Below are 23,856 nucleotides of genomic sequence, written 5' to 3' on the forward strand. Positions count from 1 at the left end.
AGGCAGGCAAAAAAATGCCCCGCACGTGGCGGGGCATTTTTATGGGCGGGGCTTACAGGCCGTCGAGCATGGCCTTGTTACGCACCGCACCCTTGTCGGCACTGGTGGCCAGCAGGGCGTAGGCCTTGAGGGCGGTGGTGACTTTGCGCGGACGCTTCTCCACCGGTTTCCAGCCTTTCTTGTCCTGCTCGACCCGGCGTGCGGCCAGTTCTTCGTCGCTGATCAACAGGTTGATCGAGCGGTTCGGAATGTCGATCAGCACCTTGTCGCCATCCTGCACCAGGCCAATCGCGCCACCGGCAGCGGCTTCTGGCGAAGCATGGCCGATGGACAGGCCCGAAGTGCCGCCCGAGAAGCGCCCGTCGGTCAGCAGCGCACAGGCTTTGCCCAGGCCCTTGGATTTCAGGTACGAGGTCGGGTAGAGCATTTCCTGCATACCCGGGCCGCCTTTCGGGCCTTCGTAGCGGATGATCACGATGTCGCCTTCTTTCACTTCGTCGGCGAGGATGCCGCGCACCGAGCTGTCCTGGCTTTCGTAGATCTTGGCGCGACCCTCGAACACGTGGATCGACTCATCCACGCCAGCGGTCTTCACCACACAGCCGTCGAGGGCGATGTTGCCGTAGAGCACGGCCAGGCCGCCTTCTTGCGAGTACGCGTGCTCGACACTGCGGATGCAGCCGTTTTCACGGTCGTCGTCCAGGGTGTCCCAACGGGTCGACTGGCTGAAGGCCGTCTGGGTCGGGATGCCGGCCGGGCCGGCCTTGAAGAAGGTGTGCACGGCTTCGTCGTCAGTCTGGGTGATATCCCACTTGGCGATGCCCTCGGCCATGGACGTGCTGTGCACGGTCGGCAGGTCGGTGTGCAGCAGGCCGCCACGGGCCAGGGAGCCTAGGATCGAGAAGATCCCGCCGGCGCGGTGCACGTCTTCCATGTGGTACTTCTGGATGTTCGGCGCGACCTTGCACAACTGCGGCACGTGGCGGGACAGGCGGTCGATGTCGCGCAGGTCGAAGTCGATCTCGGCTTCTTGCGCTGCGGCCAGCAAGTGCAGGATGGTGTTGGTGGAACCGCCCATGGCGATATCCAGGGTCATGGCGTTTTCGAACGCCTTGAAGTTGGCGATATTGCGTGGCAATACCGACTCGTCGTTGTCGGTGTAGTAACGCTTGCACAGGTCGACGATGGTGCGGCCGGCCTGCAGGAACAGCTGCTCGCGGTCGCTGTGGGTGGCCAGTGTCGAACCATTGCCCGGCAAGGCCAGGCCCAGGGCTTCCACCAGGCAGTTCATCGAGTTGGCGGTGAACATGCCGGAGCACGAACCGCAGGTCGGGCAGGCGCTACGCTCGTATTCCGCGACTTTCTCGTCAGAAGCGCTGGAATCGGCGGCGATGACCATGGCGTCCACCAGGTCCAGGCCGTGGGAGGCGAGTTTGGTCTTGCCGGCTTCCATCGGACCGCCGGAGACGAAGATCACCGGGATGTTCAGGCGCAGGGAGGCCATCAGCATGCCGGGGGTGATCTTGTCGCAGTTGGAGATGCAGACGATGGCGTCGGCGCAGTGGGCGTTGACCATGTACTCCACGGAGTCGGCGATGATCTCGCGGCTCGGCAGGGAATACAGCATGCCGTCATGGCCCATGGCGATGCCGTCATCCACGGCAATGGTGTTGAATTCTTTTGCTACGCCGCCAGCACGTTCGATCTCGCGGGCGACCAGTTGGCCCAGGTCCTTGAGGTGGACGTGGCCCGGTACGAACTGGGTGAACGAGTTGGCAATCGCGATGATCGGCTTCTTGAAGTCGTCATCTTTCATCCCCGTGGCACGCCACAGTGCGCGGGCGCCGGCCATGTTGCGGCCATGGGTGGATGTTTTCGAGCGGTAATCTGGCATGGAGCACTCCGGGCGGCTAATCAGGTACTAAATAGGGGAGTGAGCTTCTATTGACGTCTGGAACACTCAGAAATAGCCGTGTGTCCGGAAGTTGCCGCAAACGTTACGGGATCGCCGTGCGCATTGGCCTTGAGCTCATAAACCCGCCGGGGGATGACTGGCGATGAATAGGGTCGATTCTACACCGCTGGCGTCGGGAGGGAATGGCGAGAAGCATGTCCCGGGGCTTTATCGCCCGACCCTCGTATTTGTCAGCCAGCCCCAGAGGCTGAAGACGATAAAGCTTGCGGCAATGGTCATCAGCAAATGCGTTCCGGTTTGCGCAAGGGCTGCGCTGCTGATGGCGGCCGTCAGGAACATGATGCTGTTGCCCGCCGAGGCGGCCGTGCCCGCGCTGCTTGAGAACAGCAGCATCGCCGCCGAAATGGCCGCCGGGCGCACCAGGGTCACGGCCAGGGCGCTGATCAGCATCGGGATCAGCAGGGTTATGGTGGTGATGGCGTCAAGGCTGACGATCAGCATCAGTAGCACACCGGCCACCAGCAGTAACCCCAGGCCGATATTGATTTGCCGGGCCAGCGAGATGCGTTTTTGCAGAAACGAGGCCACCACGCCGCCCAGCAGATAGGCCACGCCATAGACCATCAGCACCAGGGCGTACTGGTATTCGGACAGTTTCAGCCCATCCATGAACATCAGGGGTGTGACGCTGATCAAGGCGAAGTAGCAGGCGAACACCAGTGCGGCGATCCACCAGTAGCGCAGGAAGTCCCGGTTGCCGGCCACGGCTTTCAACGTGGCAATGATCGACACCGATGCGCGATGGGGGCTGGCGGACTTGGTGGGCAGGATGCACAGCGCATGGATCAACATGCCCAATGCCATCACCGCGAACCCGTAGAAGCTGCCTTGCCAGTCAAAGGTGGTTTGCAGCCAGGAGCCGATCAGCGGCGAAAGGGCGACGAACGAGCCGCTCAGGGTCATGTAATACAGGCGCACGCGAGCCCGGTCCTGTTCGTCGAACAGGTCTTCCACCAGGGCGTGGCCCAGCACGAAGAAGCCACAGCCCATGGCCTGCACGCTGCGAAACAGCAGGAAGGTCAGGTAGTCCGGTGCCAGCGTGCAGCCTATCGCCCCCAGGATCGACAGTGTGATGCAGCCAAGCAGGACTTCCTTGCGCCCCCACTTATCCGAGAGTGGGCCGGCGATCAGTTGGGAGACCGAAAAGACCAGGGTAAACAGGCTGATGGACAGCGCGACATTGGCGCTGGGCGTGTCGAACCTGGCGGCGAGGGCCGGAAATGAAGGCAGCAGGATATTGATCGGGAAGAAACTGATCAGGGAAATGCAGGTAATGAGGATGAAGCGGGAAAGATACTGGCGTTTGGCTGGGCCATCGAGGACGGGCGAGCAGGTGGAATCAGACATTGTTTTTGTTTTCCGCAGTGAAGCCAGAAACCGATACTAGTCTGCAAAAAGTGGAATTCAATCAAAATCGTCGAAGGAAATTTCCTGATGGCGTATGGCTTGCGACGGTAGGAGAAATCTTTTTGATACGGCACAAAAAAGGTGGGAGCTGGCTTGCCTGCGATAGCGGTGTAACAGATTAAAAATCTGTAACTGATACACCGCTATCGCAGGCAAGCCCACTCCCACCTTTGATCTGCGTGTTACTTAGCTATTGGGCAGCAACCGGCACGTGATGCTCTTGATGTAGCGCGTCTCGGCAATCGCCGGGTGCACCGGGTGGTCCGGGCCCTGGCCGCCACGTTCGAGCATCTGGATATTGCGGTCCAGATGGCGGGCGCTGGTCAGCAGGATGTTTTGCAGGTCGTCTTCGGGCAGGTGCATGGAGCACGAGGCGCTGACCAGGATGCCGTCCTTGCTGAGCAGGCGCATGGCTTGCTCGTTCAGGCGGCGGTAGGCGCCCTCGCCATTCTTCATGTCTTTCTTGCGTTTGATGAAGGCCGGTGGGTCGGCGACGATCACGTCGAAGCGTTCTTCGCTGGCTTTCAATTCTTTGAGGGCTTCGAACACGTCGCCTTCGATGCAGGTCATTTTCTCGGCAACACAGTTCAACGCGGCGTTGCGCTCTACGCCATCAAGGGCGAAAGCCGAGGCGTCGACGCAGAACACTTCACTGGCGCCGAACGCTGCAGCTTGCACGCCCCAGCCGCCGATGTAGCTGTACAGGTCGAGAACGCGCTTGCCTTTGGCATACGGGGCCAGGCGTGCACGGTTCATGCGGTGGTCGTAGAACCAGCCGGTCTTCTGGCCCTGGATCACCGGGGCTTCGAATTGCACGCCGTTTTCTTCCAGGGCAACCCACTCTGGCACCAGGCCGAACACGGTTTCGACGTAGCGGTTGAGGCCTTCGGCGTCGCGCGCGGCGGAATCGTTCTTGAACAGGATGCCGCTGGGCTTGAGCACTTGTGTCAGTGCGGCGATCACGTCTTCTTTATGGGCTTCCATGGTCGCCGAGGCGATCTGTACCACCAGGATATCGCCGAAACGGTCGACCACCAGGCCCGGCAACAGGTCGGAATCGCCGTAGACCAGGCGGTAGAACGGCTTGTCGAACAGGCGGTCGCGCAGGGACAGGGCGACGTTGAGGCGGTGCACCAGCAGCGACTTGTCCAATGGCAACTTGATGTCGCGCGACAGCAGGCGCGCGCAGATCAGGTTGTTTGGGCTCATGGCCACGATGCCCAGGGTCTTGCCACCGGCCGCTTCGAGGATGGCCTGGTCGCCTGCCTGGAAGCCGTGGAGTGGGGTGGCGGCCACATCGATTTCGTTGCTGTAGACCCACAGGTGGCCGTTGCGCAAACGACGATCGGCGTTGGCTTTGAGACGCAGGCTTGGCAGGGACATGACGTCGCTCCGGAAAAAAGAGCGGGAGTATACCGTGTTGTGTCGTTGTTGGCCGCGCCGCCGGACATGTGGGAGCTGGCTTGCCTGCGATCCAGGCGACTCGGTCTGTCTGTCGCACCGCAGCGATGCCACCGCAACGATGCCATCGCAGGCAAGCCAGCTCCCACATTTTGCTCCGGTTTCCAATCGGGTTTTTGAGGTGTCGGTCAGCTTTGCTTAGAGGTTAGAATTCGCGCCTAGCCCAGAGTGTGTATTTATGTCCCAAGAGCTTTCCGCCGAACAGATCCAACAGGCCCTGCAAGGCATCAGCGTGCCGCCCCAACCGCAAATCATGGTGGATTTGCAGATGGAGCAATACATGCCCGATCCGGACCTGGAGGTGATTGCGCGGCTGATCTCCCAGGACCCCGGCCTGTCTGGCTCGCTGCTGAAAATCGTCAACTCGCCGTATTACGGCCTGAGCAACAAGATTGCCTCGATCCAGCGCGCGGTGAACCTGTTGGGCAGCCGCTCGATCGTCAACCTGATCAACGCCCAGTCGATCAAGGGCGAGATGAGCGACGACACCATCGTCACCCTCAACCGGTTCTGGGACACCGCCCAGGATGTGGCGATGACCTGCCTGACCCTAGCCAAGCGCACCGGCTCCCAGGCGGTGGACGAAGCTTATGCCCTGGGGCTGTTCCACGATTGTGGCGTGCCGCTGATGCTCAAGCGTTTCCCGGACTACATGAGCGTGCTGGAAGACTCCTACGCCAAGGCAGGGCCCGATTGCCGGGTGGTCGACACCGAGAACCGTGCGTTCCACACCAACCACGCGGTGGTGGGCTACTACACTGCCAAGTCCTGGCGCCTGCCGGAGCATGTGACCAACGCCATCGCCAACCACCACAACGCCCTGGCGATTTTCAGCGATGAGTCGGCGCGCAACAGCCCGCTGAAAAACCTGCTGGCGATCCTGAAGATGGCCGAGCACATTTGCGCGTCCTATCGGGTGCTGGGCAACCAGACGGTGGACCATGAATGGGAGAGCATCGGCCACCTGGTGCTGGATTACGTGGGCCTGTCGGACTACGACTTCGAGAGCCTGAAGTTGTCGATCCGCGAGCTGGGCGCGCACTAACCTTTCTATCGCGAGACGAATATGCCTGAGCTGCCAGAAGTCGAAACCACCCGGCGCGGAATTGCGCCGCACCTGGAAGGCCAGCGGGTCAGCCGCGTGGTGGTGCGTGAACGGCGCCTGCGCTGGCCGATCCCCGAAGACCTCGATGTGCGGCTGTCCGGGCAGCGCATCGTGCTGGTGGAGCGGCGGGCCAAGTACCTGCTGATCAACGCCGAAGTCGGCACCTTGATCAGCCACTTGGGCATGTCGGGCAACCTGCGCCTGGTGGAAGTCGGCCTGCCGGCAGCCAAGCACGAGCATGTGGATATCGAGCTGGAGTCGGGCCTGGCCCTGCGCTACACCGACCCCCGGCGCTTTGGCGCGATGCTCTGGAGCCAGGACCCGCACAACCACGAACTGCTGTTGCGCCTGGGGCCGGAGCCGTTGACCGACCTGTTCGACGGCGAGCGCCTGTTCCAGCTGTCCCGTGGGCGCTCGATGGCGGTCAAGCCGTTCATCATGGACAACGCGGTGGTGGTGGGGGTGGGCAATATCTACGCGACCGAGGCGCTGTTTGCCGCCGGGATCGACCCGCGCCGGGAGGCCAAGGGCATTTCCCGTGGGCGTTACCTGAAGCTGGCGATCGAGATCAAACGCATCCTCGCGGCCGCCATCGAGCGCGGCGGTACGACATTGCGCGACTTTATCGGGGGTGATGGCCAGCCGGGGTATTTCCAGCAGGAACTGTTCGTCTACGGGCGTGGGGGCGAGGCGTGCAAGGTCTGCGGGAGCGAATTGCGCAATGTGATGCTGGGGCAGCGGGCGAGTGTGTTTTGCCCCAAGTGCCAGAGCTGATTGTGTGTGACGGCGGCTGCCGTCATCGCGGGCAAGCCCGCTCCCACATTTTGACTTGTGAACACCTTCAAGTGTGGGAGCGGGCTTGCCCGCGATGAGGCCCTCCCAGCCACCACAAGGTCTCAGGCCTTGCCGGTAATCAACCGGTACTTCTCCATCAACTGCTCTTCAGTCTCAGGGTGCGCCTCATCCAGCGGGATGCAATCGACCGGGCATACTTGCTGGCACTGGGGTTCGTCGTAGTGGCCGACACACTGGGTGCACAGGTTGGGGTCGATCACGTAGATCTCTTCACCCTGGGAAATGGCAGCGTTCGGGCACTCGGGTTCGCAGACGTCGCAGTTGATGCAATCGTCGGTGATGATCAGGGACATGGAAACTCCTGCCAGGGCGCTCTGCCAAGGCATCTGAAAAACTAATGCGCGCAATTGTGCCGCATTGGCGCCCGCAGTGCGAGCGGGCGCCGGTCGAGCGGTCTTACTTCTTGAAGCGCAGCGTCAGCGCATCGGCGACCGCAGGGTGCACAAACTTGGTGATATCCCCACCCAATGCCGCGATTTCCCGCACCAGGGTCGAGGAAATGAACGAGTAACGCTCCGACGGCGTAAGGAACAGGCTCTCTACGTCCGGCGCCAGTTGGCGGTTCATATTGGCCAGCTGGAATTCATATTCGAAGTCCGACACCGCCCGCAGGCCACGCAGGAACACATTGGCGTTCTGTTCCTTGGCAAAGTGCGCCAGCAGCGTCGAAAAGCCCACCACTTCCACGTTGGGCAGGTGCTTGGTGACCTCGCGGGCCAGCTCCACGCGCTGTTCCAGGGGAAACAGCGGGTTTTTCTTGGGGCTGGCCGCGACCGCGATGATCACATGGTCGAACAAGCGCGAGGCGCGTTCGACCAGATCGCCATGGCCTTTGGTAATCGGGTCGAAGGTACCTGGGTACAACACTCGGTTCATCGCGTCGTCCTGGCGGAGTCCGTTGGGGAACCGGATGGTATCGCAGCCATCCCGGTCGGCCAAGTCAACTTATTCAGAAGAAAGCACTATAGACACCGCGAATACCTGGTTTTTTCATGCTGTTTTCAGACGTTCAGCCAGCGCCGTCGCCAGTTGCGCAGTCAGGCCGTACACCGAAAGCTGGGGGTTGGCGCCGATGCTGGTGGGGAACAGCGAGCCGTCGTGGATCGACAGATTACGCAGTTGGTGATGCCGCCCCAGGCTGTCGGCCACGGCGCTTTTCGGCTCTTCGCCCATGGCGCAACCGCCCATCACATGGGCGCTGCCCAGGCAGGTGCGATGCAGTTCCAGGTTCAGGCCGTCAATCAGGCTGCGGGCCTGCGCCAGTGTGTTGACGTGGCGCGCGTCGTGGTGCAGCGGCTTGACCGACTTGGCGCCGGCGGCAAACTGGATCTCGGCCATGCTGTGGAAAGCCCGGCGCAGGCCGTCCCAGGCGTAGGGCGAGACCTCATAGTCGAGCACCGGCGTGCCATCGCCGCGCAGGCCGACGCTGCCGCCCTGGCTGTCGGGGTGGAAGCCGTCGCGCAGCAGCGCCAGCATGGCGTGGGTCTTGGGCAACTGGCTCATGTCCAGGGCGTTCTGCGTGCCATAACCCCCGAACAATGTGCTGGCCAGCGCCGGGTGCAACGGCGGCGCTTCGAGCTTGTAGGACATTTTGCCGGTGGTGCCGTCCTGCCATTGGAAGTGGTCGGAGTAAATCGACTGCGGCGCGCCGTAGAACGGGTTGATCACCTCGTCGAACAGCCCCGCAGAAAAATTCACCAGATGCAGGAACGTGCGCTTGCCCAGGCGCGAATGCGGGTCGGGTGCGTCCGAGCGCATCAGCAGCGCCGGGCTGTTGATACCGCCGCCGGCCAGTACGTAATGCTTGGCTTTGACCGTGATCTTGCGGCCGGTAGGCGCTACGCAGCGCGCATCCATGGCCACGCATTCGAGGCTGGTGATGGTGTCGCCGCTGAACTTCAGGCGCTCGGCGCGGGCCAGGTACAGCAACTCGCCGCCTTGCTCCAGGGTCGAGGGAATGGTGGTCACTAGCATCGATTGCTTGGCGTTGACCGGGCAGCCCATGCCGCAATAGCCCAGGTTGAAGCAGCCGCGCACGTTGCGCGGGATCACGTGCCAGCTGTAGCCGAGCTTTTCGCAGCCTTGGCGGATCACATCGTTGTTGGGGTTGGGCGGCACGGCCCAGGGCGCGATGCCCAGGCGCTGTTCCATCTTTTCAAACCACGGTGCCATCTCGGCGCTGCTGTGGCCCTTGACCGCGTACTCGCTGGCCCAGTGGGACAGGGTCGGGTCGGGGGTGCGAAAGCTCGAGGTCCAGTTGATCAGCGTGGTGCCGCCCACGGCGCGGCCTTGCAGGATGGTGATGGCGCCGTCCTTGCTCATGCGGCCGATGCCTTCCTGATACAGGCTGGCGTAGGCCTCGTCTTCCAGCAGCTTGAAGTCGCTGCTGGTCTTGAGCGGGCCTTCTTCGATCAGCAGCACCTTGTAGCCGGCGGCGCTGAGAATCTCTGCGGTAGTGCCGCCGCCTGCGCCGCTGCCGATGATCGCGACATCGGCTTCCAGCACCAGGTCCTGGTCGAGGGCGGCGCCGTTATGGGTTTTCCAGCCGCGGGCCATGCCATCGCGGAACACATCAGGTACGGGCATTAGCTTGTTCTCTTATTGTTTTGGCTACGGAGTGGCTATCAAAGTGGGTTGCCAAGGTCAGATCTTCGGTGGCCCGGGGTACCCGCAATGGGCCCAGGACTCGGGCCGAAAGTACCAGGCCATGATCACCAGCTTGAGCAGCGAGCCCTGGCCCATGCGCAGTAGGTTGAGGAAGCTGTTCTCCCAGCGATGCAGGAAGTTGCGGATCTGCTCGCTGCTGGCATTTTCCCAACTGCCCCAGATGCCGGTCAGCGGGCCACGGGTGACGGCCATGCCCAGTACGTCGAACAACTGCTGGGTCAGCTTGAACATCTCCGGCGACAGGTGCAGCAGGCTGTAATCGAGTTTTTTCAGGGTGTCTTCAATGCCTGCCGCCACCACCTCGGCGCTGGCCGCGCCTTCGAGTAACACCGGGATCACTGCGCGCAAAAACGGCAGGTCGCTGTTGCGCAGCATGGCAAAGCCGCTGGCGGGGGTGCTGCTGGAGCAACCGCTGAGGCTGGCGCCAAGGCCTGCGGTGGCCAGGAAGGCGCTGGCGCACAGGCCGATCTTCAAGACGCCGCGCCGTGACAGCGCGGGTGATTCAGTCAGGCTAGGGTTCATTTTTATTGTGGTCCCGGTGGTAACGGTTTTAGCGCACGAACAGCTTCTGGATCAGTTTCTGGATGGCTTTGCCATACGGTGGGTAAATCAGCTTGGCCGCATTCAGGCGTTGCTTGATCAGCACCCCCTTGGCCTTGCTGAACGTGAGGAACCCTTCATGGCCGTGATAGTGACCCATGCCCGACGGGCCGATGCCGCCAAAAGGCATATCGTCCTGGGCCACGTGCAGCAGGGTGTCGTTCAAGCACACGCCGCCGGAATGGGTCTCGTGGAGTACGCGATTCTGTTCGGCCTTGTTGTAGCCGAAGTAATACAGCGCCAGTGGGCGAGGGCGTTGGTTGATGTAGGCAAAGGCCTGGTCGATCCCGCGATAGGGCACGATGGGCAACACCGGGCCGAAAATCTCGTCCTGCATCACGGTCATTTCATCGCTGACATTCAGCAGCAGGCTATGGGCCATGCGCCGTGCCTGGCCCTGGTCATAGAGCGGCACCAGGGTCGCGCCCTTGTCGGTTGCGTCCTTGACGTAGGCATTGAGTCGGGCGAGTTGTCGCTCGTTGATGATGGCGGTGTAGTCCGGGTTGTCGGCCAGGGTCGGATAAAACCCACGTACCGCCTGGGTGTAGGCCTCGACGAAGCCGTCCACACGGTCTTCGGGAACCAGCACGTAGTCCGGCGCCACACAGGTTTGCCCGGCATTCAGCGCCTTGCCGAATGCGATCCGTTCAGCGGCATCCTTGAGCGGCACATCGGCCGAGACAATCGCCGGGGATTTACCGCCCAGCTCCAGGGTGACCGGGGTCAGGTGCTCGGCGGCGGCGCGCATCACATGCTTGCCGATGCTGGTGGCACCGGTGAACAGCAGGTGATCGAACGGCAGCTTGGAGAACGCCATGCCCACTTCTGCTTCGCCGAGCACCACGCACACCAGGTCTTCGGGGAAGATTTGCGCCAGCAGGGTCTTGAGCAACTGGCCAGTGGCAGGGGTGGATTCGCTGAGCTTGAGCATCACCCGGTTGCCCGCCGCCAACGCGCCGACCAGCGGGCCGATGGCCAGGTACAACGGGTAGTTCCAGGGCACGATCACCCCGATGACGCCCAGGGGTTGATAGATCACTTTGGCAGATGCCGGCTGGAAGGCTATACCTACAGCGCGGCGCGACGGTTTCATCCAGCCCTTGAGGTGTTTGCTGGCGTAGTGAATGCCATGCAGGCTGGGCATCAGTTCGGCGAACAGGGTTTCGTCGGCACTGCGATGACTGAAATCGCTGCTGATGGCCTCGATCAGCGCCTGGCGCTCATCGCTGAGCAGGTCGCGCAAGGCCTTGAGCCACTGCTGGCGCTGCGCCGCCGTTGGCATCGGGTTGGCCGCGTAGGCGCGGCGCTGAGCAGCGAACAGGTCCTGGAGTTGGTCCAGCGCCTGGGAATCTTGCAGGTAGGCAACGTTGGCAGACATGGCGCAGTTCCCGATTGTTATTGGAATACCTGCGTTTTTAGAGTTATTGCTCTATTTTGTCAAATGACTTCGCGGCAACATGCAGTTTTATCCTGGCAAGGATAGACCGTAAGATGTTTGCATCAGGATTTTAGAAGCCGATACCCCATGGCACCACGAGTAAAGACCAGCGAACGCATTGTGCAAACCAGCCTGGAGCTGTTCAACCAGCAGGGCGAGCGCAGCATCAGCACCAACCATATTGCCGCCCACATGGAAATATCCCCCGGCAACCTGTACTACCACTTCCCGAACAAGCAGGCGATTATCGCCGTGCTGTTTCGCGAGTACGAAGCCCTGGTAGACAGCTTCCTGCGCCCGCCCCAGGGGCGGGCCATGGTGGTCGAGGACAAGCGCTTCTACCTGCAGGCGGTGCTGGCCGGCATGTGGCGCTACCGCTTTTTGCACCGTGACCTTGAGCATCTACTGGAGAGCGACCCGGAACTGGCCACCGGCTACCGGCGTTTCTCCCAGCGCTGCCTGATCCAGGGCGGCGCGATTTACCGGGGGTTTGTCGAGGCCGGGATCCTGAACATGGACCCGGTGCAGACCGAAGCCCTGACCCTCAACGCCTGGATTATCCTCACCTCCTGGGTGCGCTTTTTGTGCACCACCAACGAGAACTCCGCACACCTGGGTGCCGAGGCGATCAAGCGCGGGGTGTACCAGGTGTTGGTGCTGGAGGCGGGGTTTATCACGCCACAGGCCAAAGAAGCTGTGGACGCGTTGTTCAAGGAATTTTACGTGCCTCTAAGTCAGGCACTGGAAGAAGTGAAGTAGGCCCTTTCCCGAACGTATTTCCAGGAGTCCGTTATGCCGCTTGCACAACTGATCAGCCCGCAACAACTGGCCGAGCGCCAGCAGCACGCAGGCTTAGTCATCCTCGATTGCCGTTTTGCCCTGGAAGACCCGGATTACGGGCGTTGCAGCTATGCCGAAGGGCATATCGAGGGGGCGCAGTATGCGGATCTGGAGCGCCACCTCAGTGGGCTGGCGACTAAAGGCGTGACTGGACGCCATCCGCTGCCGGCGCCCCAGGCGCTGGTCCAGCAGTTGCGGGCCTGGGGCATCCATGCCGACAGCGAAATCGTGCTGTATGACGACGGCCCTGGCGCGTTTGCCGCCCGTGCCTGGTGGTTGCTGGTGTGGCTGGGCAAGCGTGACGGTGTGTCGATCCTCGATGGTGGCCTGAAGGCCTGGCACAGCGCCGGTTTCCCCTTGAGCCTGGATGCGCCGAGCACCGAGCCTGGCACCTTTGCCGGCAGCCCGGACAACCATCTTCTGCTGGACGCCGAGCACCTGCAAAAACGCCTGGGCCAGCCGGGCCTGACCTTGATCGACGCCCGTGCCTTGCCGCGCTTTCGCGGTGAAGTGGAACCCATTGACCCGATTGCCGGGCATATTCCCGGCGCGCAATGTGCGGCGTTCAGCGAAAACCTGGGCAGTGACGGGCGCTTCTTGCCGGTGTCGCAGCTCAAGCAACGGTTTACAGAAAAGCTGCAAGGCCGCTCGCCCCAGGAATTGGTGGCGTATTGTGGCTCGGGTGTGACGGCGTGCCACAACCTGTTTGCCTTGAGCCTGGCGGGGTATCCGTTGGGCAAGTTGTATGCGGGGTCGTGGAGTGAGTGGATCACTGATCCGCAGCGCGAAATTGCTACCGGCGATTAAGTGGGTAATCCCCGATCAAATGTAGGAGCGGGCTTGCCCGCGAATGCGGTGTGCCAGCCACCGAATTTATTAGCTGAAACGCCGCATTCGCGAGCAAGCCCGCTCCCACATGATTAACCGTGTTTTACCCGTAACCAATGCGGGATCCGCCGCTCCAGGTAGTACCCAGGCGTCTTCAGCGAACCCTCGACAAACCCCACATGCCCACCCTTGGCCTGCAGTTCAAACTCGATGCAGTCCGACAGCTCGCTGGCCTGGGGCAAGCTGTGGGCGAACACAAAAGGATCATCCGCCGCCTGGATGATCAGCGTTGGCGTGCGAATCTCCCCCAGGAAGTAACGACTCGACGCCCGCCGGTAATAGTCCTCGGCGCTCAGATAGCCATGCAGCGGTGCGGTGACGCGCCCATCAAAATCCCAGAATGTGCGCATCTTCTCCAGCGAGCCCAGATCGGCCAGGGTCTTCAGTGCGTCTTCGCGCCCGTCCTGGGTGAATTGGCGCTGCTTGACCCGGATATAGCTGAGCATCTCGCGCATGAAGTGCTTCTGATAGACCCGTGAGAAGCCCAGGCCGATGCGGTCGGCGCACTGATCCAGGCGAAACGGCACCGATACCGCCGCCGCGCCTTGCAGGCCGCAGTGGTCGCCGGTTTCGCCCAGGTGCTTGAGCAGCACATTCCCGCCCAGGGAGTAACCCACGGCATACAGCGGCGCCAACGGCCGCTTGGCCCGCAGGTGCGCGATGGCGGCGGCCAGGTCTTCACTGGCGCCGGAGTGGTAACTGCGGGCCAACAGGTTGGGTTCGCCGGAGCAGCCACGCCAATTCAGCGCGACACTGGCCCAGCCCTGGCTGGCCAGGGCTTTTTGCAGGCCGGCAACGTAGGGCGAGTTGGATGAACCGGTCAGCCCATGCAGCACCAGCACCAAGGGCGCATGCGGGTCGTGGGGGCCGTGCCAGTCGAGGTCGAGAAAATCGCCATCTTCCAGCCACAGGCGCTCGCGCTGGCGCTCGAGGTGGGTGGTGGGGCGCCAGAGCGGGCCCCACAGCGTTTGCAGATGTGGGTTGCCGAGGCCGAAGGCGGGGGTGAAGCGGTTTGCTGGCGGTGTCATGAATACCTGTCCTGTAGGCGCGGGCCTGCCCGCAGACAAACTCGCGCCTACAGCGTTTTCAGTGGGTCAGAGCCGTACGTTGCCACAACGCGTAATACACCCGCCCGGACTTTTGCTCGCGGTGCAGGCGCCAGTTGCCCGGCAGGCCCAGGGTTGATGGCGCGGTTTCGCTTTCGGTGTAGACCCAGGCGTCATCGGCCAGCCATTGGCGCTCTTCCAGCAGGGTGCAGACGGTCGGCAGCAGGTTCTGGTTGAACGGCGGGTCGAGGAACACCACGTCGAATGCACTGGCCGGCTGGGTTTCCAGGTAGCGCAGGGCATCGGCGGTTTGGACGTGACCGGTGGTGCAGCGCAGGGTGCCCAGGTGTTCGCGCAGGCTGGAAACCGCCACGTTGCTCGCGTCCAGGGCCTGGCCCAGGGCGGCGCCACGGGACAGCGACTCGAGGAACAGCGCGCCGCTGCCGGCGAACGGGTCAAGCACCTTGGCCCCTTCGATGTACGGCGCGAGCCAGTTGAACAGGGTCTCGCGGACCCGGTCCGGGGTCGGGCGCAGGCCCACGACATCGGGGAAGCTCAGCTTGCGGCTGCGCCATTGGCCGCCAATGATGCGCAGTTGGCCCACACCGTTATGAACGTTGTGGACAGGTTTTTTAGGGCGCGATGGACTAGCCATTAATGCTCCGGAACCCCGAGCGGCTGCTCGGCAGGTTTATCAGTGGGGGGCGGTAGTGGCTTTTGCGCGGTGGTGGGACCAGCGGTCACGATCACCATTTTATCGCTGCTCAAGTGCTTGTTCAGTGCAGCCTTGACCTGTTCGGTGGTCAGGGCCTGGGATTGCTTCATGAAGTCTTCCAGGTAATTGAGCGGCAGGTTGTAAAAACCCATGGCGCCCAGTTGCCCGACGATATCGGCGTTGCTCGCGGTAGACAGCGGGAAGCTGCCGGCCAGTTCACGTTTGGCGTCATCCAATTCTTTTTGCGTCGGCCCGGTCTTGAGGTAGTCGGCCAGCACTTGCTCCACCAGGCGCAAGGTGCCGCCGCTCATTTCGGCGCGGGTCTGCAGGTTGATCATGAAGGGGCCACGTACCTGCATCGGCGAGAAGCCGGAGTACACGCCATAGGTCAGGCCGCGCTTCTCGCGCACCTCGCTCATCAAGCGAGTGCCAAAGCCACCGCCGCCAAGGATCTGGTTGCCCAGGGACAGGGCGGCGTAGTCCGGGTCGGCACGGTCGATGCCCAGTTGCGCGAACAGCAAGTGCGTCTGCTTGGAGGGAAACTCGATGTGCCCCAGGCCGGCCTTGGGCTCGGTCGGCTCGGCGATTTTCGCCAGTGCCGGGCCCTTGGGCAGGGACGCGGACACCTTGGCTGCCATGGCTTCGGCGTCGGCACGGGACAGGTCGCCGACCATCGCGATCACCGCGTTGCCGGCGGCGTAGGCCTTGGCGTGGAATGCCTTCAACTGTGCCTGGGTAATGGCCGGTACGCTCTCTGGTGTGCCTTCGCTTGGGTGCGCATAGGGATGATCGCCGTACAGGCGCTTGAACAGCTCGATGCTCGCCAGCTTGCTCGGGTTCTGTTTCTGGTACTCGAAGCCTGCCAGCAACTGGTTCTTGATCCGCGCCAGGGAGTCGGCAGGGAAGGTCGGCTGGCCGATCACCTGGTCAAACAGCGTGAGGGCGGCCTCGCGCTTGTCGGCGGCACTGAGGCTGCGCAGCGACACCAGCGCCATGTCGCGGTAGGCACCGTTGCTGAAATCCGCGCCCAGGCCTTCAAAACCGGCGGCAATCTGCCCCACATCCTTGCCCGGCACGCCTTCGTTGAGCATGGCGTTGGTCAGCAGCGCCAGGCCCGGCGTGTTGCCGTCCTGGCTGCTGCCGGCGGCGAACAGGATGCGCATGTCGAACATCGGTAGCTCATGGGCCTCGACGAACAGCACCTTGGCGCCCTCGGCGGTGTTCCAGGTCTGCACGTTGAGCTGGCGATTGGTCGGGTTCTTGCCGTCCAGTTCCGCCAGGGATTGCAGGGTCTTGCTGGACTTGGCCTGCTCCAGCGCTGGGCTGGCCACGGAATCATCCGGGCGACCGATATACACCGCGACCGCTGCCACCAGGGTCACGACGATCAGGCCAGGCAGCACCAGGCGGTTGTTTTTGCGATCACTCATGAGTGGTCTCCTCGGGCATGACATGGGCGACACTCAGGCGTTCGCGGGTGAAATACGTACGCGCGGCTTTCTGGATGTCCTCGGGCGTCACGCTCTGCAATTCGGCCAGCTCTGTGTCCATGAGTTTCCATGACAGGCCGACCGTTTCCAGGGAGCCAATGGCCGTGGCCTGGCTGGTGATGGAGTCGCGCTCGTAGACCACGCCGGCAATGACCTGGGCGCGAATACGCTCCAGTTCCTCGGCGGTCGGTGGCTTGGCCTTGAGTTCGTCCAGCAGGCGCCAGAGCCCGGCTTCAGCCTGGGCCACGGTTTTCTGCTTCTGCTGGTTGGGCGTGGCGCTCAAGGTGAACAGGCTGTCGCCGCGGGTGTAGGCGTCGTAGTTGGTCGAGGCAGCGGACACCAGTTCTTCACCGCGTTCCAGCTGGCTCGGTATGCGCGCGCTGTAGCCGCCATCGAGCAGTGCCGAGATCAGGCGCAGGGCGTTGACCGAACGCTTGTCTTCGGCAGTGGCCAGGCCCGGTACGTTGAAGCCCAGGATGACGCTCGGCAATTGGGTCTGCACGTGCATGGTCAGCAGGCGTTCGCCCGGCTCGGCCAGTTCCAGGGGCTTTTTCGCCGGTGGCACGTCACGCTTGGGGATCGGGCCGAAGTAACGCTGGGCCAGGGTTTTCACCTCGTCCGGGGTCACGTCGCCGACCACTACCAGGGTGGCGTTGTTCGGCACGTACCAGGATTGGTACCAGTGGCGCAGTTCCTCGACCTTCATGCGGTCCAGGTCGGCCATCCAGCCGATGGTCGGCGTGTGATAGCCGCTGGCCGGGTAGGCCATGGCCTTGAAGCGTTCGAAGGCCTTGGACATCGGGTTGTCATCGGTGCGCAGGCGGCGCTCCTCCTTGATGACTTCGATCTCGCGGCTGAATTCGTCGGCTGGCAGGCGCAGGGTGGCCATGCGGTCGGCTTCCAGTTCCAGGGCCACGCCCAGGCGGTCGCGGGCCAGCACTTGGTAGTAGGCGGTGTAGTCGTCGCTGGTGAAGGCGTTTTCTTCGGCGCCCAGGTCGCGCAGGATCAACGAAGCTTCGCCTGGGCCGGTCTTGGAGCTGCCCTTGAACATCATGTGTTCCAAGGCATGGGACAAGCCGGTCTGGCCAGGGGTTTCATAGCTGGAGCCGACCTTGTACCAGACCTGCGAGACCACCACCGGAGCGCGATGGTCTTCGCGCACGACGACCTTGAGGCCGTTGTCCAGGGTGAATTCATGGGTGGGTTGAGGGTCGGCAGCCAAGGCTGAAAGGGGCAGACAAACTGTGCTGAGCAGCAGGCCTGCGGCGCGGCGGGCTAGAGCATTCATTCGTTTTTAAACCTGTTGGGCTGCCCGCTTGGTCTTAGCGTCGGCGGGCGAGGAGGTGCTAGGATACTGATCCGTATTAGCGGCGGCCACTGCGGCTGTCATATCGTTTCGGATCCAGTCGTCGTGAAGATGGAGTTATCCGTGGGTTTCCCCGGTTTTAATCCGCTTTTCGCCGATTTTATCGCTTCAGTCCTATATTGAATCGATTTGTTGAGGCTGTATTCACGCCTCACAAAATACTGCGCATGAACAAGCTGGCTAAAAAACAGTCTGTTGCGCATCGAATATTATTTACCGAGGCGCCACCTTGGCGCGTCGCTACCGTGAGATAGCCGTCCTCCATGTTTGGTTCCAACGACGACAAGAAGAGCCCAGCTGCGGCTGGCGAGAAAAAAGGCCTGTTCGGATGGCTGCGCAAAAAGCCGCAGGAAACCGTCGTCGAACAGCCGCAAGTGCAACCTGAGCCCGTGCCTGAGCCTGTCTTGCAGGCGCAACCTGCGATTGAACCGGTGGCCGAGCCTGTCGTCGAGACGCCGGCGCCTGTGGTGCTGCCTATCGCCGAGCCGGTCTTGCAGCCGGTGGTGGAGGCTGCGCCAGAGCCAGAACCAGAGCACAAGCCATGGCCGCCATTGCCGGTGGCTGAAGAGCCTGTCGCGCTGGTCGAGGATGTGCAGGCTGAACATGTGGCACCACCGATTCCTGTGGTTGTGGAGCCGGTCGAGGTGGTCGCCGAGCCCCTGCCCGTTGTGGTCGAACCGGTGATTGTCGAGCCCGTAGCCGTAGTTGCCGAGCCTGCCACCGCACCTGCCGAAACCAGCAAGACCGGCTTCTTCGCCCGACTCAAGCAAGGCCTGAGCAAGACCAGCGCAAGCATCGGCGAAGGCATGGCCAGCCTGTTCCTCGGCAAAAAAATCATCGATGACGAGCTGCTCGAAGATATCGAGACCCGCCTGCTGACCGCTGACGTGGGCGTCGAAGCCACCGCCGTGATCATCCAGAGCCTGACCCAGAAGGTCGCGCGCAAGCAGCTCACCGACGCCGACGCGCTCTATAAGTCATTGCAGGCCGAACTGGCCGCCATGCTCAAGCCAGTGGAAGCGCCGCTGGTGATTACCGAGAAAAAACCCTTTGTGATCCTGGTGGTTGGCGTCAACGGCGCCGGCAAGACCACCACCATCGGCAAGTTGGCGAAGAAGCTGCAACTGGAAGGCAAGAAAGTCATGCTCGCCGCCGGTGATACCTTCCGCGCCGCTGCCGTGGAGCAATTGCAGGTGTGGGGCGAGCGCAACAAGATCCCGGTGATCGCCCAGCACACCGGCGCCGACTCCGCCTCGGTGATCTTCGATGCCGTGCAGGCCGCCAAGGCCCGTAACATCGATGTGCTGATCGCCGATACCGCCGGTCGCCTGCATACCAAAGACAACTTGATGGAAGAGTTGAAGAAAGTCCGCCGGGTGATAGGCAAGCTCGACGCCGACGCGCCCCACGAGGTGCTGTTGGTGCTGGACGCCGGGACCGGGCAGAACGCGATCAGCCAGGCCAAGCAATTCAACCAGACAGTCCAGCTGACTGGCCTGGCGTTGACTAAGCTCGATGGCACGGCCAAGGGTGGGGTTATTTTCGCCCTGGCTAAACAATTCGGGCTGCCGATTCGTTATATCGGTGTCGGCGAAGGCATTGATGACCTGCGCACGTTTGAGGCCGAACCCTTTGTCCAGGCACTGTTTGCCGAGCGGGAGCGTTCATGATTCGTTTTGAACAGGTGGGCAAGCGTTACGCCAACGGGCATGTCGGCTTGCATGAGCTGAGTTTCCGGGTGCGTCGTGGCGAGTTTTTGTTTGTCACCGGTCACTCCGGCGCCGGCAAAAGTACCTTGCTGCGCCTGTTGCTGGCCATGGAGCGTCCGACCACCGGCAAATTGCTGCTGGCGGGCCAGGACCTGGCCACCATCAGCAATGCACAGATCCCGTTCCTGCGCCGGCAGATCGGCGTGGTGTTCCAGAACCACCAGTTGCTGTTCGATCGCACAGTGTTCAATAACATCGCCCTGCCATTGCAGATCCTCGGGCTGTCCAAGGCCGAAATCGTCAAGCGTGTGGATTCGGCCCTGGAGCGGGTGGCGCTGTCGGACAAGACCGACCTGTACCCCGGCGACCTGTCCACCGGCCAGCAACAGCGCGTCGGCATTGCCCGCGCCATCGTCCATCGCCCGGCCTTGCTGCTGGCGGACGAACCTACCGGTAACCTCGACCCGCGCCTGGCTGCAGAAATCATGGGTGTTTTTGAAGACATCAACCGCCTGGGCACCAGCGTGCTGATTGCCAGTCACGACCTGGCATTGATCGCGCGCATGCGCCATCGCATGCTGACCCTGCAGCGCGGCCGCCTGATCGGTGACGGGGAGGCTGGCGTATGAGTGCCACACGCAGCCCTAAAGTTTCCGAGCGCGTAGCGCCGAAAGCGGCCGACCCGCAACCGCAGAAAAAGAAACGCGACGATGATGACGGCCCTGACTTCAGCACCTTGCTGCACGCCTGGATCGAAAGCCATCGCGCCAGCCTGGTGGACAGCCTGCGCCGCCTGGGCAAGCAGCCGATTGGCAGCTTCTTCACCTGCCTGGTGATGGCCGTGGCGTTGAGCCTGCCGATGGGCTTGTCGTTGCTGCTTAATAATGTCGAGCGCCTGGGTGGTTCCTGGCAGCGCGCGGCGCAGATTTCCCTATATCTGCAACTGGATGCCAGCGCCACCGAAGGCGAGGCCCTGCGCGAGCAGATCAAGAACCTGCCGGGCGTGGCGGATGCCGAGTACATCAGCCGCGACCAGGCGCTGGAAGAGTTCCAGCAACAGTCCGGCCTGGGTGAGGCGCTCAAGGAGCTGCCGCAGAACCCGCTGCCGGGGGTTGTGTTGGTCACGCCCAATGAAATCGACAAGACGGCCCTTGAAGCATTAAGACAAAAATTGGCTGAATTGCCCAAGGTACAGCAGGCGCAGCTTGATCTGGTGTGGGTCGAGCGTCTGGCGGCGATTCTCAAGCTGGGCGACCGTTTTGTCTTTGGCCTGACGGTGTTGCTGGTTTCTGCATTACTTTTGGTGATAGGCAATACCATTCGCCTTCATATTGAAAACCGCCGCACCGAGATAGAAGTGATTAAACTGGTCGGCGGCACAGACAGCTATGTGCGTCGTCCTTTTCTGTACATGGGCGCGCTTTATGGCTTTGGTGCGGGGATTCTGTCCTGGGGCGTATTGGCGTTTGGCCTGGATTGGCTGAACGACGCGGTAGTCGGCCTGGCCGGTTTGTATGGCAGTGATTTTGCCCTGGCTGGCGTACCCGCTGCCGATGGTCTATCACTGTTGCTTGGCGCGGTGTTGTTGGGGTATATCGGTGCTTGGATTGCGGTCGCACGGCATTTACGTGAGCTGGCGCCGAAGTAGTTAATGTCAGATTAATGTGGTTTCGTTTGTATTGACCGTATCAGTGGTTTAGGGAACTTGTCCTACGGTTTCCGGTCAATTTTCGCAGTGCTGAACTGCACGAGTTATGTGAGTCGGAGGTTTTTTCGTATGACCACTTCTTTGCAACCTGCTTATGCTCTGGTCCCGGGTGCGAACCTGGAAGCCTATGTGCACACGGTCAACAGCATTCCATTGCTGACGCCCGAGCAGGAGCGTGAACTGGCCGAGAGTCTCTACTATGAGCAGGATTTGGGGGCGGCTCGGCAGATGGTGCTCGCCCACCTGCGTTTTGTCGTACATATCGCCCGTAGCTATAGCGGCTACGGCCTGGCCCAGGCTGACCTGATCCAGGAAGGCAACGTCGGCCTGATGAAGGCTGTGAAACGCTTCAACCCGGAAATGGGTGTGCGCCTGGTGTCGTTCGCCGTGCACTGGATCAAGGCGGAAATCCACGAGTTCATCCTGCGCAACTGGCGCATTGTGAAAGTGGCGACCACCAAGGCCCAGCGCAAGCTGTTCTTCAACCTGCGCAGCCAGAAAAAACGCCTGGCGTGGCTGAACAACGAGGAAGTCCACCGTGTGGCCGAAAGTCTCGGCGTGGAGCCCCGTGAAGTGCGCGAGATGGAAAGTCGCCTGACCGGCCATGACATGGCCTTTGACCCGGCCGCTGAAGCGGACGATGACAGCGCTTTCCAATCGCCGGCCAATTACCTGGAAGACCACCGGTACGACCCGGCGCGCCAACTGGAAGATGCCGATTGGAGCGACAACTCCAATCACAATCTGCACGAAGCACTGGAAGTGCTGGACGACCGCAGCCGTGACATCCTCTACCAGCGCTGGCTGGCAGAAGAAAAAGCCACGCTGCACGACCTGGCGCAAAAGTACAACGTGTCGGCCGAGCGCATTCGTCAGCTTGAGAAGAGCGCGATGAATAAGCTGAAACTGTCGATCGCCGCCTAACACGCAGCGAACGAGCAAAAAAATGCCCCGATCGAAAGATCGGGGCATTTTTGTTCGTGCCGCGCCCCTGTAGGAGCCGGCTTGCCGGCGATGGCGATCTACCGGCTATCAATGATTGGCTGATACAGCGCCATCGCCAGCAAGCCGGCTCCTACAGGCTTTATGTTGCGTCAGTTGGCCCACGGCGCCTTTCGCGTACTGTTCAGCTCATTCAAATAGCCAGTACCACCCAACTGCCCCATCTGCTGGCGAATCCACGCTGCCCGCCGTGCCACATACGCCGTCGGATGGCTGGCACTCCACACCCGTGGATTGGGCAGTACCGCCGCCAGATAGCTGGCCTGCTGCCGCGAAAGCCCCTTGGCACCCACACCAAAATGATGCCGCGCTGCCGCCTCTGCGCCAAACACACCTTCGTCCCATTCCACGCTGTTGAGGTACACCTCAAGGATCCGCTGCTTGGGCCAGAGGATTTCGATCAGCCCGGTAAACCAGGCTTCCAGGCCCTTGCGCACATAACTGCGGCCGGCCCACAGGAACAGGTTTTTCGATACCTGCTGGCTCAGCGTACTGGCGCCGCGAATCGAGCCGCCGCGCTCGTTATGCAGCAGCGCAGCCTGGATCGCCCCGAAGTCAAAACCCCAATGCTGCGGGAAGCGCTGGTCCTCGCCGGCCATAACCGCGACTTTCAGGTCATCGGAGATCTCATCCCACGGCACCCAGGTACGTTGCAGGTCAATGGGCTCGCCATCGACCCAGGACTCGATCTTGCGCTCGACCATCAGTGCGGTAAACGGCGGCGGGACGACACGAAACAGCAGCACCAGCAAAACACTGCCGATGACAAACCATTTCACGACTTTGAGAAAACGACTGAAGAGGACACGCAGCATAGAGATGGCTTGGCCGAACCCGTTGAGCGGGCCATTATACAGACCCGGCCCTTTGAGTCTGACTGGAGTTCCTCATGCTGCGTGGCTTTCTGATGTTGGCGGCCTTTTTCGGCTTTACGGGTGTTGCCCTCGGCGCGTTCGCCGCCCATGGCCTGAAAAAAAGCCTGACGGCTGAATACCTGGCGATATTCCACACCGGCGTGACCTACCAACTGGTGCACGCCCTGGCGTTGTTTGGCGTGGCCTTGCTGGCCGCGCATGTGCCCGGGCGCCTGGTGCTCTGGGCCGGTGTGTCGTTCAGCATCGGCATCTTGCTGTTCTCCGGCAGCCTGTACCTGCTGACCACCATCGGCATTGGCAAGTTGGGGATCATCACGCCGTTTGGCGGCCTGGCGTTCCTGATTGGCTGGCTGTGCCTGGGGCTCGCCGCCTGGCGCCTGCAACTGACCGCCTGACGCTTGTAGCTGACCTTCAGGTCACGATCAGGCTAGAATGCTGGCCCCTAAAAACGATGGCGGCCCGTGGCATGCGCATTCAATTGAACGGCGAATCCTATGAACTGCCCGACGGTGAAACCGTCGCGGCCCTGCTGACCCGTCTGGAACTGACCGGACGTCGCGTCGCAGTGGAGCTCAACCAGGATATCGTCCCGCGTAGCCAGCACACCGAAACCGCCCTCACCGAAGGCGATCAGGTTGAAGTGGTCCACGCCATCGGCGGCGGCTAGCCCTGCGGCAACTACCCGGATTCTGCAGAACCTCACCCCAAC

Annotated in this window: 23 protein-coding genes; 10 read left to right on the plus strand and 13 right to left on the minus strand. The window is 61.8% G+C overall.

The genetic code is table 11. The features are described from left to right. Positions 1 to 52 precede the first annotated feature (52 nt). The 3 genes from ilvD to AC19YY_RS07930 form a co-directional block, all read right to left on the minus strand. Positions 53 to 1,894, minus strand: coding sequence for a dihydroxy-acid dehydratase (gene ilvD, locus AC19YY_RS07920; protein ID WP_170057576.1), 1,842 nt, complete (start codon positions 1,892 to 1,894; stop codon positions 53 to 55). 228 nt (positions 1,895 to 2,122) lie between these two features. Continuing rightward, entirely contained in the window at positions 2,123 to 3,322 is a 1,200-nt protein-coding gene (locus AC19YY_RS07925; protein ID WP_500604036.1) for an MFS transporter, read from the minus strand. A 246-nt stretch (positions 3,323 to 3,568) separates the two neighbouring features. After that, positions 3,569 to 4,765 (minus strand): class I SAM-dependent rRNA methyltransferase, encoded by a 1,197-nt coding sequence (locus AC19YY_RS07930; protein ID WP_500604037.1) that lies wholly within the window; start codon positions 4,763 to 4,765, stop codon positions 3,569 to 3,571. Between the two features lie 310 nt (positions 4,766 to 5,075). On the opposite strand from AC19YY_RS07930, the gene AC19YY_RS07935 reads away from it, so the two are divergent. Continuing rightward, the gene (locus AC19YY_RS07935) at positions 5,076 to 5,888 is read left to right on the plus strand and encodes an HDOD domain-containing protein (RefSeq protein WP_169991609.1); all 813 of its coding nucleotides are present in this window, start codon (positions 5,076 to 5,078) and stop codon (positions 5,886 to 5,888) included. Positions 5,889 to 5,909: 21 nt separating this feature from the next. Further along, positions 5,910 to 6,722: a bifunctional DNA-formamidopyrimidine glycosylase/DNA-(apurinic or apyrimidinic site) lyase gene (gene mutM, locus AC19YY_RS07940; RefSeq protein WP_057440389.1), complete on the plus strand. Its 813-nt coding sequence runs from the start codon at positions 5,910 to 5,912 to the stop codon at positions 6,720 to 6,722. 122 nt (positions 6,723 to 6,844) lie between these two features. Here mutM and AC19YY_RS07945 read toward each other — a convergent pair whose 3' ends face one another. From AC19YY_RS07945 to AC19YY_RS07965, 5 genes are all read right to left on the minus strand, one after another. Then, entirely contained in the window at positions 6,845 to 7,096 is a 252-nt protein-coding gene (locus tag AC19YY_RS07945; protein ID WP_003213796.1) for a YfhL family 4Fe-4S dicluster ferredoxin, read from the minus strand. A gap of 103 nt (positions 7,097 to 7,199) precedes the next feature. After that, positions 7,200 to 7,679 (minus strand): pantetheine-phosphate adenylyltransferase, encoded by a 480-nt coding sequence (coaD, locus tag AC19YY_RS07950; protein ID WP_003176711.1) that lies wholly within the window; start codon positions 7,677 to 7,679, stop codon positions 7,200 to 7,202. A gap of 114 nt (positions 7,680 to 7,793) precedes the next feature. After that, positions 7,794 to 9,389 carry a GMC family oxidoreductase gene (locus tag AC19YY_RS07955; protein WP_500604038.1) on the minus strand — a complete coding sequence of 532 codons (1,596 nt, stop codon included), beginning with the start codon at positions 9,387 to 9,389 and terminating at the stop codon, positions 7,794 to 7,796. A gap of 57 nt (positions 9,390 to 9,446) precedes the next feature. Then, positions 9,447 to 9,992: a twin-arginine translocation pathway signal protein gene (locus AC19YY_RS07960; RefSeq protein ID WP_169954945.1), complete on the minus strand. Its 546-nt coding sequence runs from the start codon at positions 9,990 to 9,992 to the stop codon at positions 9,447 to 9,449. Positions 9,993 to 10,020: 28 nt separating this feature from the next. Next, complete coding sequence (locus tag AC19YY_RS07965) at positions 10,021 to 11,448, minus strand: coniferyl aldehyde dehydrogenase (RefSeq protein WP_169954944.1); 1,428 nt, start codon at positions 11,446 to 11,448, stop codon at positions 10,021 to 10,023. Positions 11,449 to 11,595: 147 nt separating this feature from the next. On the opposite strand from AC19YY_RS07965, the gene AC19YY_RS07970 reads away from it, so the two are divergent. Together AC19YY_RS07970 and AC19YY_RS07975 are read left to right on the plus strand one after the other, a co-directional pair. Beyond that, complete coding sequence (locus tag AC19YY_RS07970; RefSeq protein ID WP_500604039.1) at positions 11,596 to 12,267, plus strand: TetR/AcrR family transcriptional regulator; 672 nt, start codon at positions 11,596 to 11,598, stop codon at positions 12,265 to 12,267. Between the two features lie 33 nt (positions 12,268 to 12,300). Then, complete coding sequence (locus AC19YY_RS07975) at positions 12,301 to 13,155, plus strand: sulfurtransferase (RefSeq protein WP_500604040.1); 855 nt, start codon at positions 12,301 to 12,303, stop codon at positions 13,153 to 13,155. Between the two features lie 113 nt (positions 13,156 to 13,268). Here the strand turns inward: AC19YY_RS07975 and AC19YY_RS07980 are convergent, their stop codons facing one another. The 4 genes from AC19YY_RS07980 to AC19YY_RS07995 are packed head-to-tail and all read right to left on the minus strand — an operon-like array spanning position 13,269 to position 17,775. Next, positions 13,269 to 14,264 carry a hydrolase gene (locus AC19YY_RS07980; RefSeq protein ID WP_172313654.1) on the minus strand — a complete coding sequence of 332 codons (996 nt, stop codon included), beginning with the start codon at positions 14,262 to 14,264 and terminating at the stop codon, positions 13,269 to 13,271. 58 nt (positions 14,265 to 14,322) lie between these two features. Next, the gene (rsmD, locus tag AC19YY_RS07985) at positions 14,323 to 14,937 is read right to left on the minus strand and encodes a 16S rRNA (guanine(966)-N(2))-methyltransferase RsmD (RefSeq protein WP_169954941.1); all 615 of its coding nucleotides are present in this window, start codon (positions 14,935 to 14,937) and stop codon (positions 14,323 to 14,325) included. Continuing rightward, positions 14,937 to 16,427 carry a M16 family metallopeptidase gene (locus AC19YY_RS07990; RefSeq protein ID WP_169954940.1) on the minus strand — a complete coding sequence of 497 codons (1,491 nt, stop codon included), beginning with the start codon at positions 16,425 to 16,427 and terminating at the stop codon, positions 14,937 to 14,939. The genes rsmD and AC19YY_RS07990 overlap by 1 nt, the downstream gene beginning before the upstream one ends. Continuing rightward, the gene (locus AC19YY_RS07995) at positions 16,420 to 17,775 is read right to left on the minus strand and encodes a M16 family metallopeptidase (RefSeq protein WP_169954939.1); all 1,356 of its coding nucleotides are present in this window, start codon (positions 17,773 to 17,775) and stop codon (positions 16,420 to 16,422) included. The genes AC19YY_RS07990 and AC19YY_RS07995 overlap by 8 nt, the downstream gene beginning before the upstream one ends. A 341-nt stretch (positions 17,776 to 18,116) precedes the next feature. On the opposite strand from AC19YY_RS07995, the gene ftsY reads away from it, so the two are divergent. The 4 genes from ftsY (at position 18,117) to rpoH (ending at position 22,194) form a co-directional block, all read left to right on the plus strand. Then, positions 18,117 to 19,523, plus strand: coding sequence for a signal recognition particle-docking protein FtsY (ftsY, locus tag AC19YY_RS08000; protein ID WP_500604041.1), 1,407 nt, complete (start codon positions 18,117 to 18,119; stop codon positions 19,521 to 19,523). Beyond that, positions 19,520 to 20,191, plus strand: coding sequence for a cell division ATP-binding protein FtsE (gene ftsE, locus AC19YY_RS08005; RefSeq protein WP_003213784.1), 672 nt, complete (start codon positions 19,520 to 19,522; stop codon positions 20,189 to 20,191). The genes ftsY and ftsE overlap by 4 nt, the downstream gene beginning before the upstream one ends. Then, positions 20,188 to 21,210: a permease-like cell division protein FtsX gene (ftsX, locus tag AC19YY_RS08010; protein WP_057440383.1), complete on the plus strand. Its 1,023-nt coding sequence runs from the start codon at positions 20,188 to 20,190 to the stop codon at positions 21,208 to 21,210. Before ftsE ends, ftsX begins: the two co-directional genes overlap by 4 nt. 129 nt (positions 21,211 to 21,339) lie before the next feature. Next, a complete protein-coding gene (gene rpoH, locus AC19YY_RS08015) occupies positions 21,340 to 22,194 on the plus strand; it encodes an RNA polymerase sigma factor RpoH (RefSeq protein ID WP_003176698.1) in 855 nt (284 codons plus the stop codon). A gap of 170 nt (positions 22,195 to 22,364) precedes the next feature. Here rpoH and mtgA read toward each other — a convergent pair whose 3' ends face one another. Further along, positions 22,365 to 23,087: a monofunctional biosynthetic peptidoglycan transglycosylase gene (mtgA, locus tag AC19YY_RS08020; RefSeq protein ID WP_169954937.1), complete on the minus strand. Its 723-nt coding sequence runs from the start codon at positions 23,085 to 23,087 to the stop codon at positions 22,365 to 22,367. Positions 23,088 to 23,161: 74 nt separating this feature from the next. On the opposite strand from mtgA, the gene AC19YY_RS08025 reads away from it, so the two are divergent. Together AC19YY_RS08025 and thiS are read left to right on the plus strand one after the other, a co-directional pair. Beyond that, positions 23,162 to 23,542 (plus strand): DUF423 domain-containing protein, encoded by a 381-nt coding sequence (locus AC19YY_RS08025; RefSeq protein WP_076963151.1) that lies wholly within the window; start codon positions 23,162 to 23,164, stop codon positions 23,540 to 23,542. A 71-nt stretch (positions 23,543 to 23,613) separates the two neighbouring features. Then, a complete protein-coding gene (thiS, locus tag AC19YY_RS08030; protein ID WP_162947777.1) occupies positions 23,614 to 23,814 on the plus strand; it encodes a sulfur carrier protein ThiS in 201 nt (66 codons plus the stop codon). The last annotated feature ends 42 nt before the right edge of the window (positions 23,815 to 23,856 follow it).

Source organism: Pseudomonas sp. MF09156, assembly GCF_059862305.1.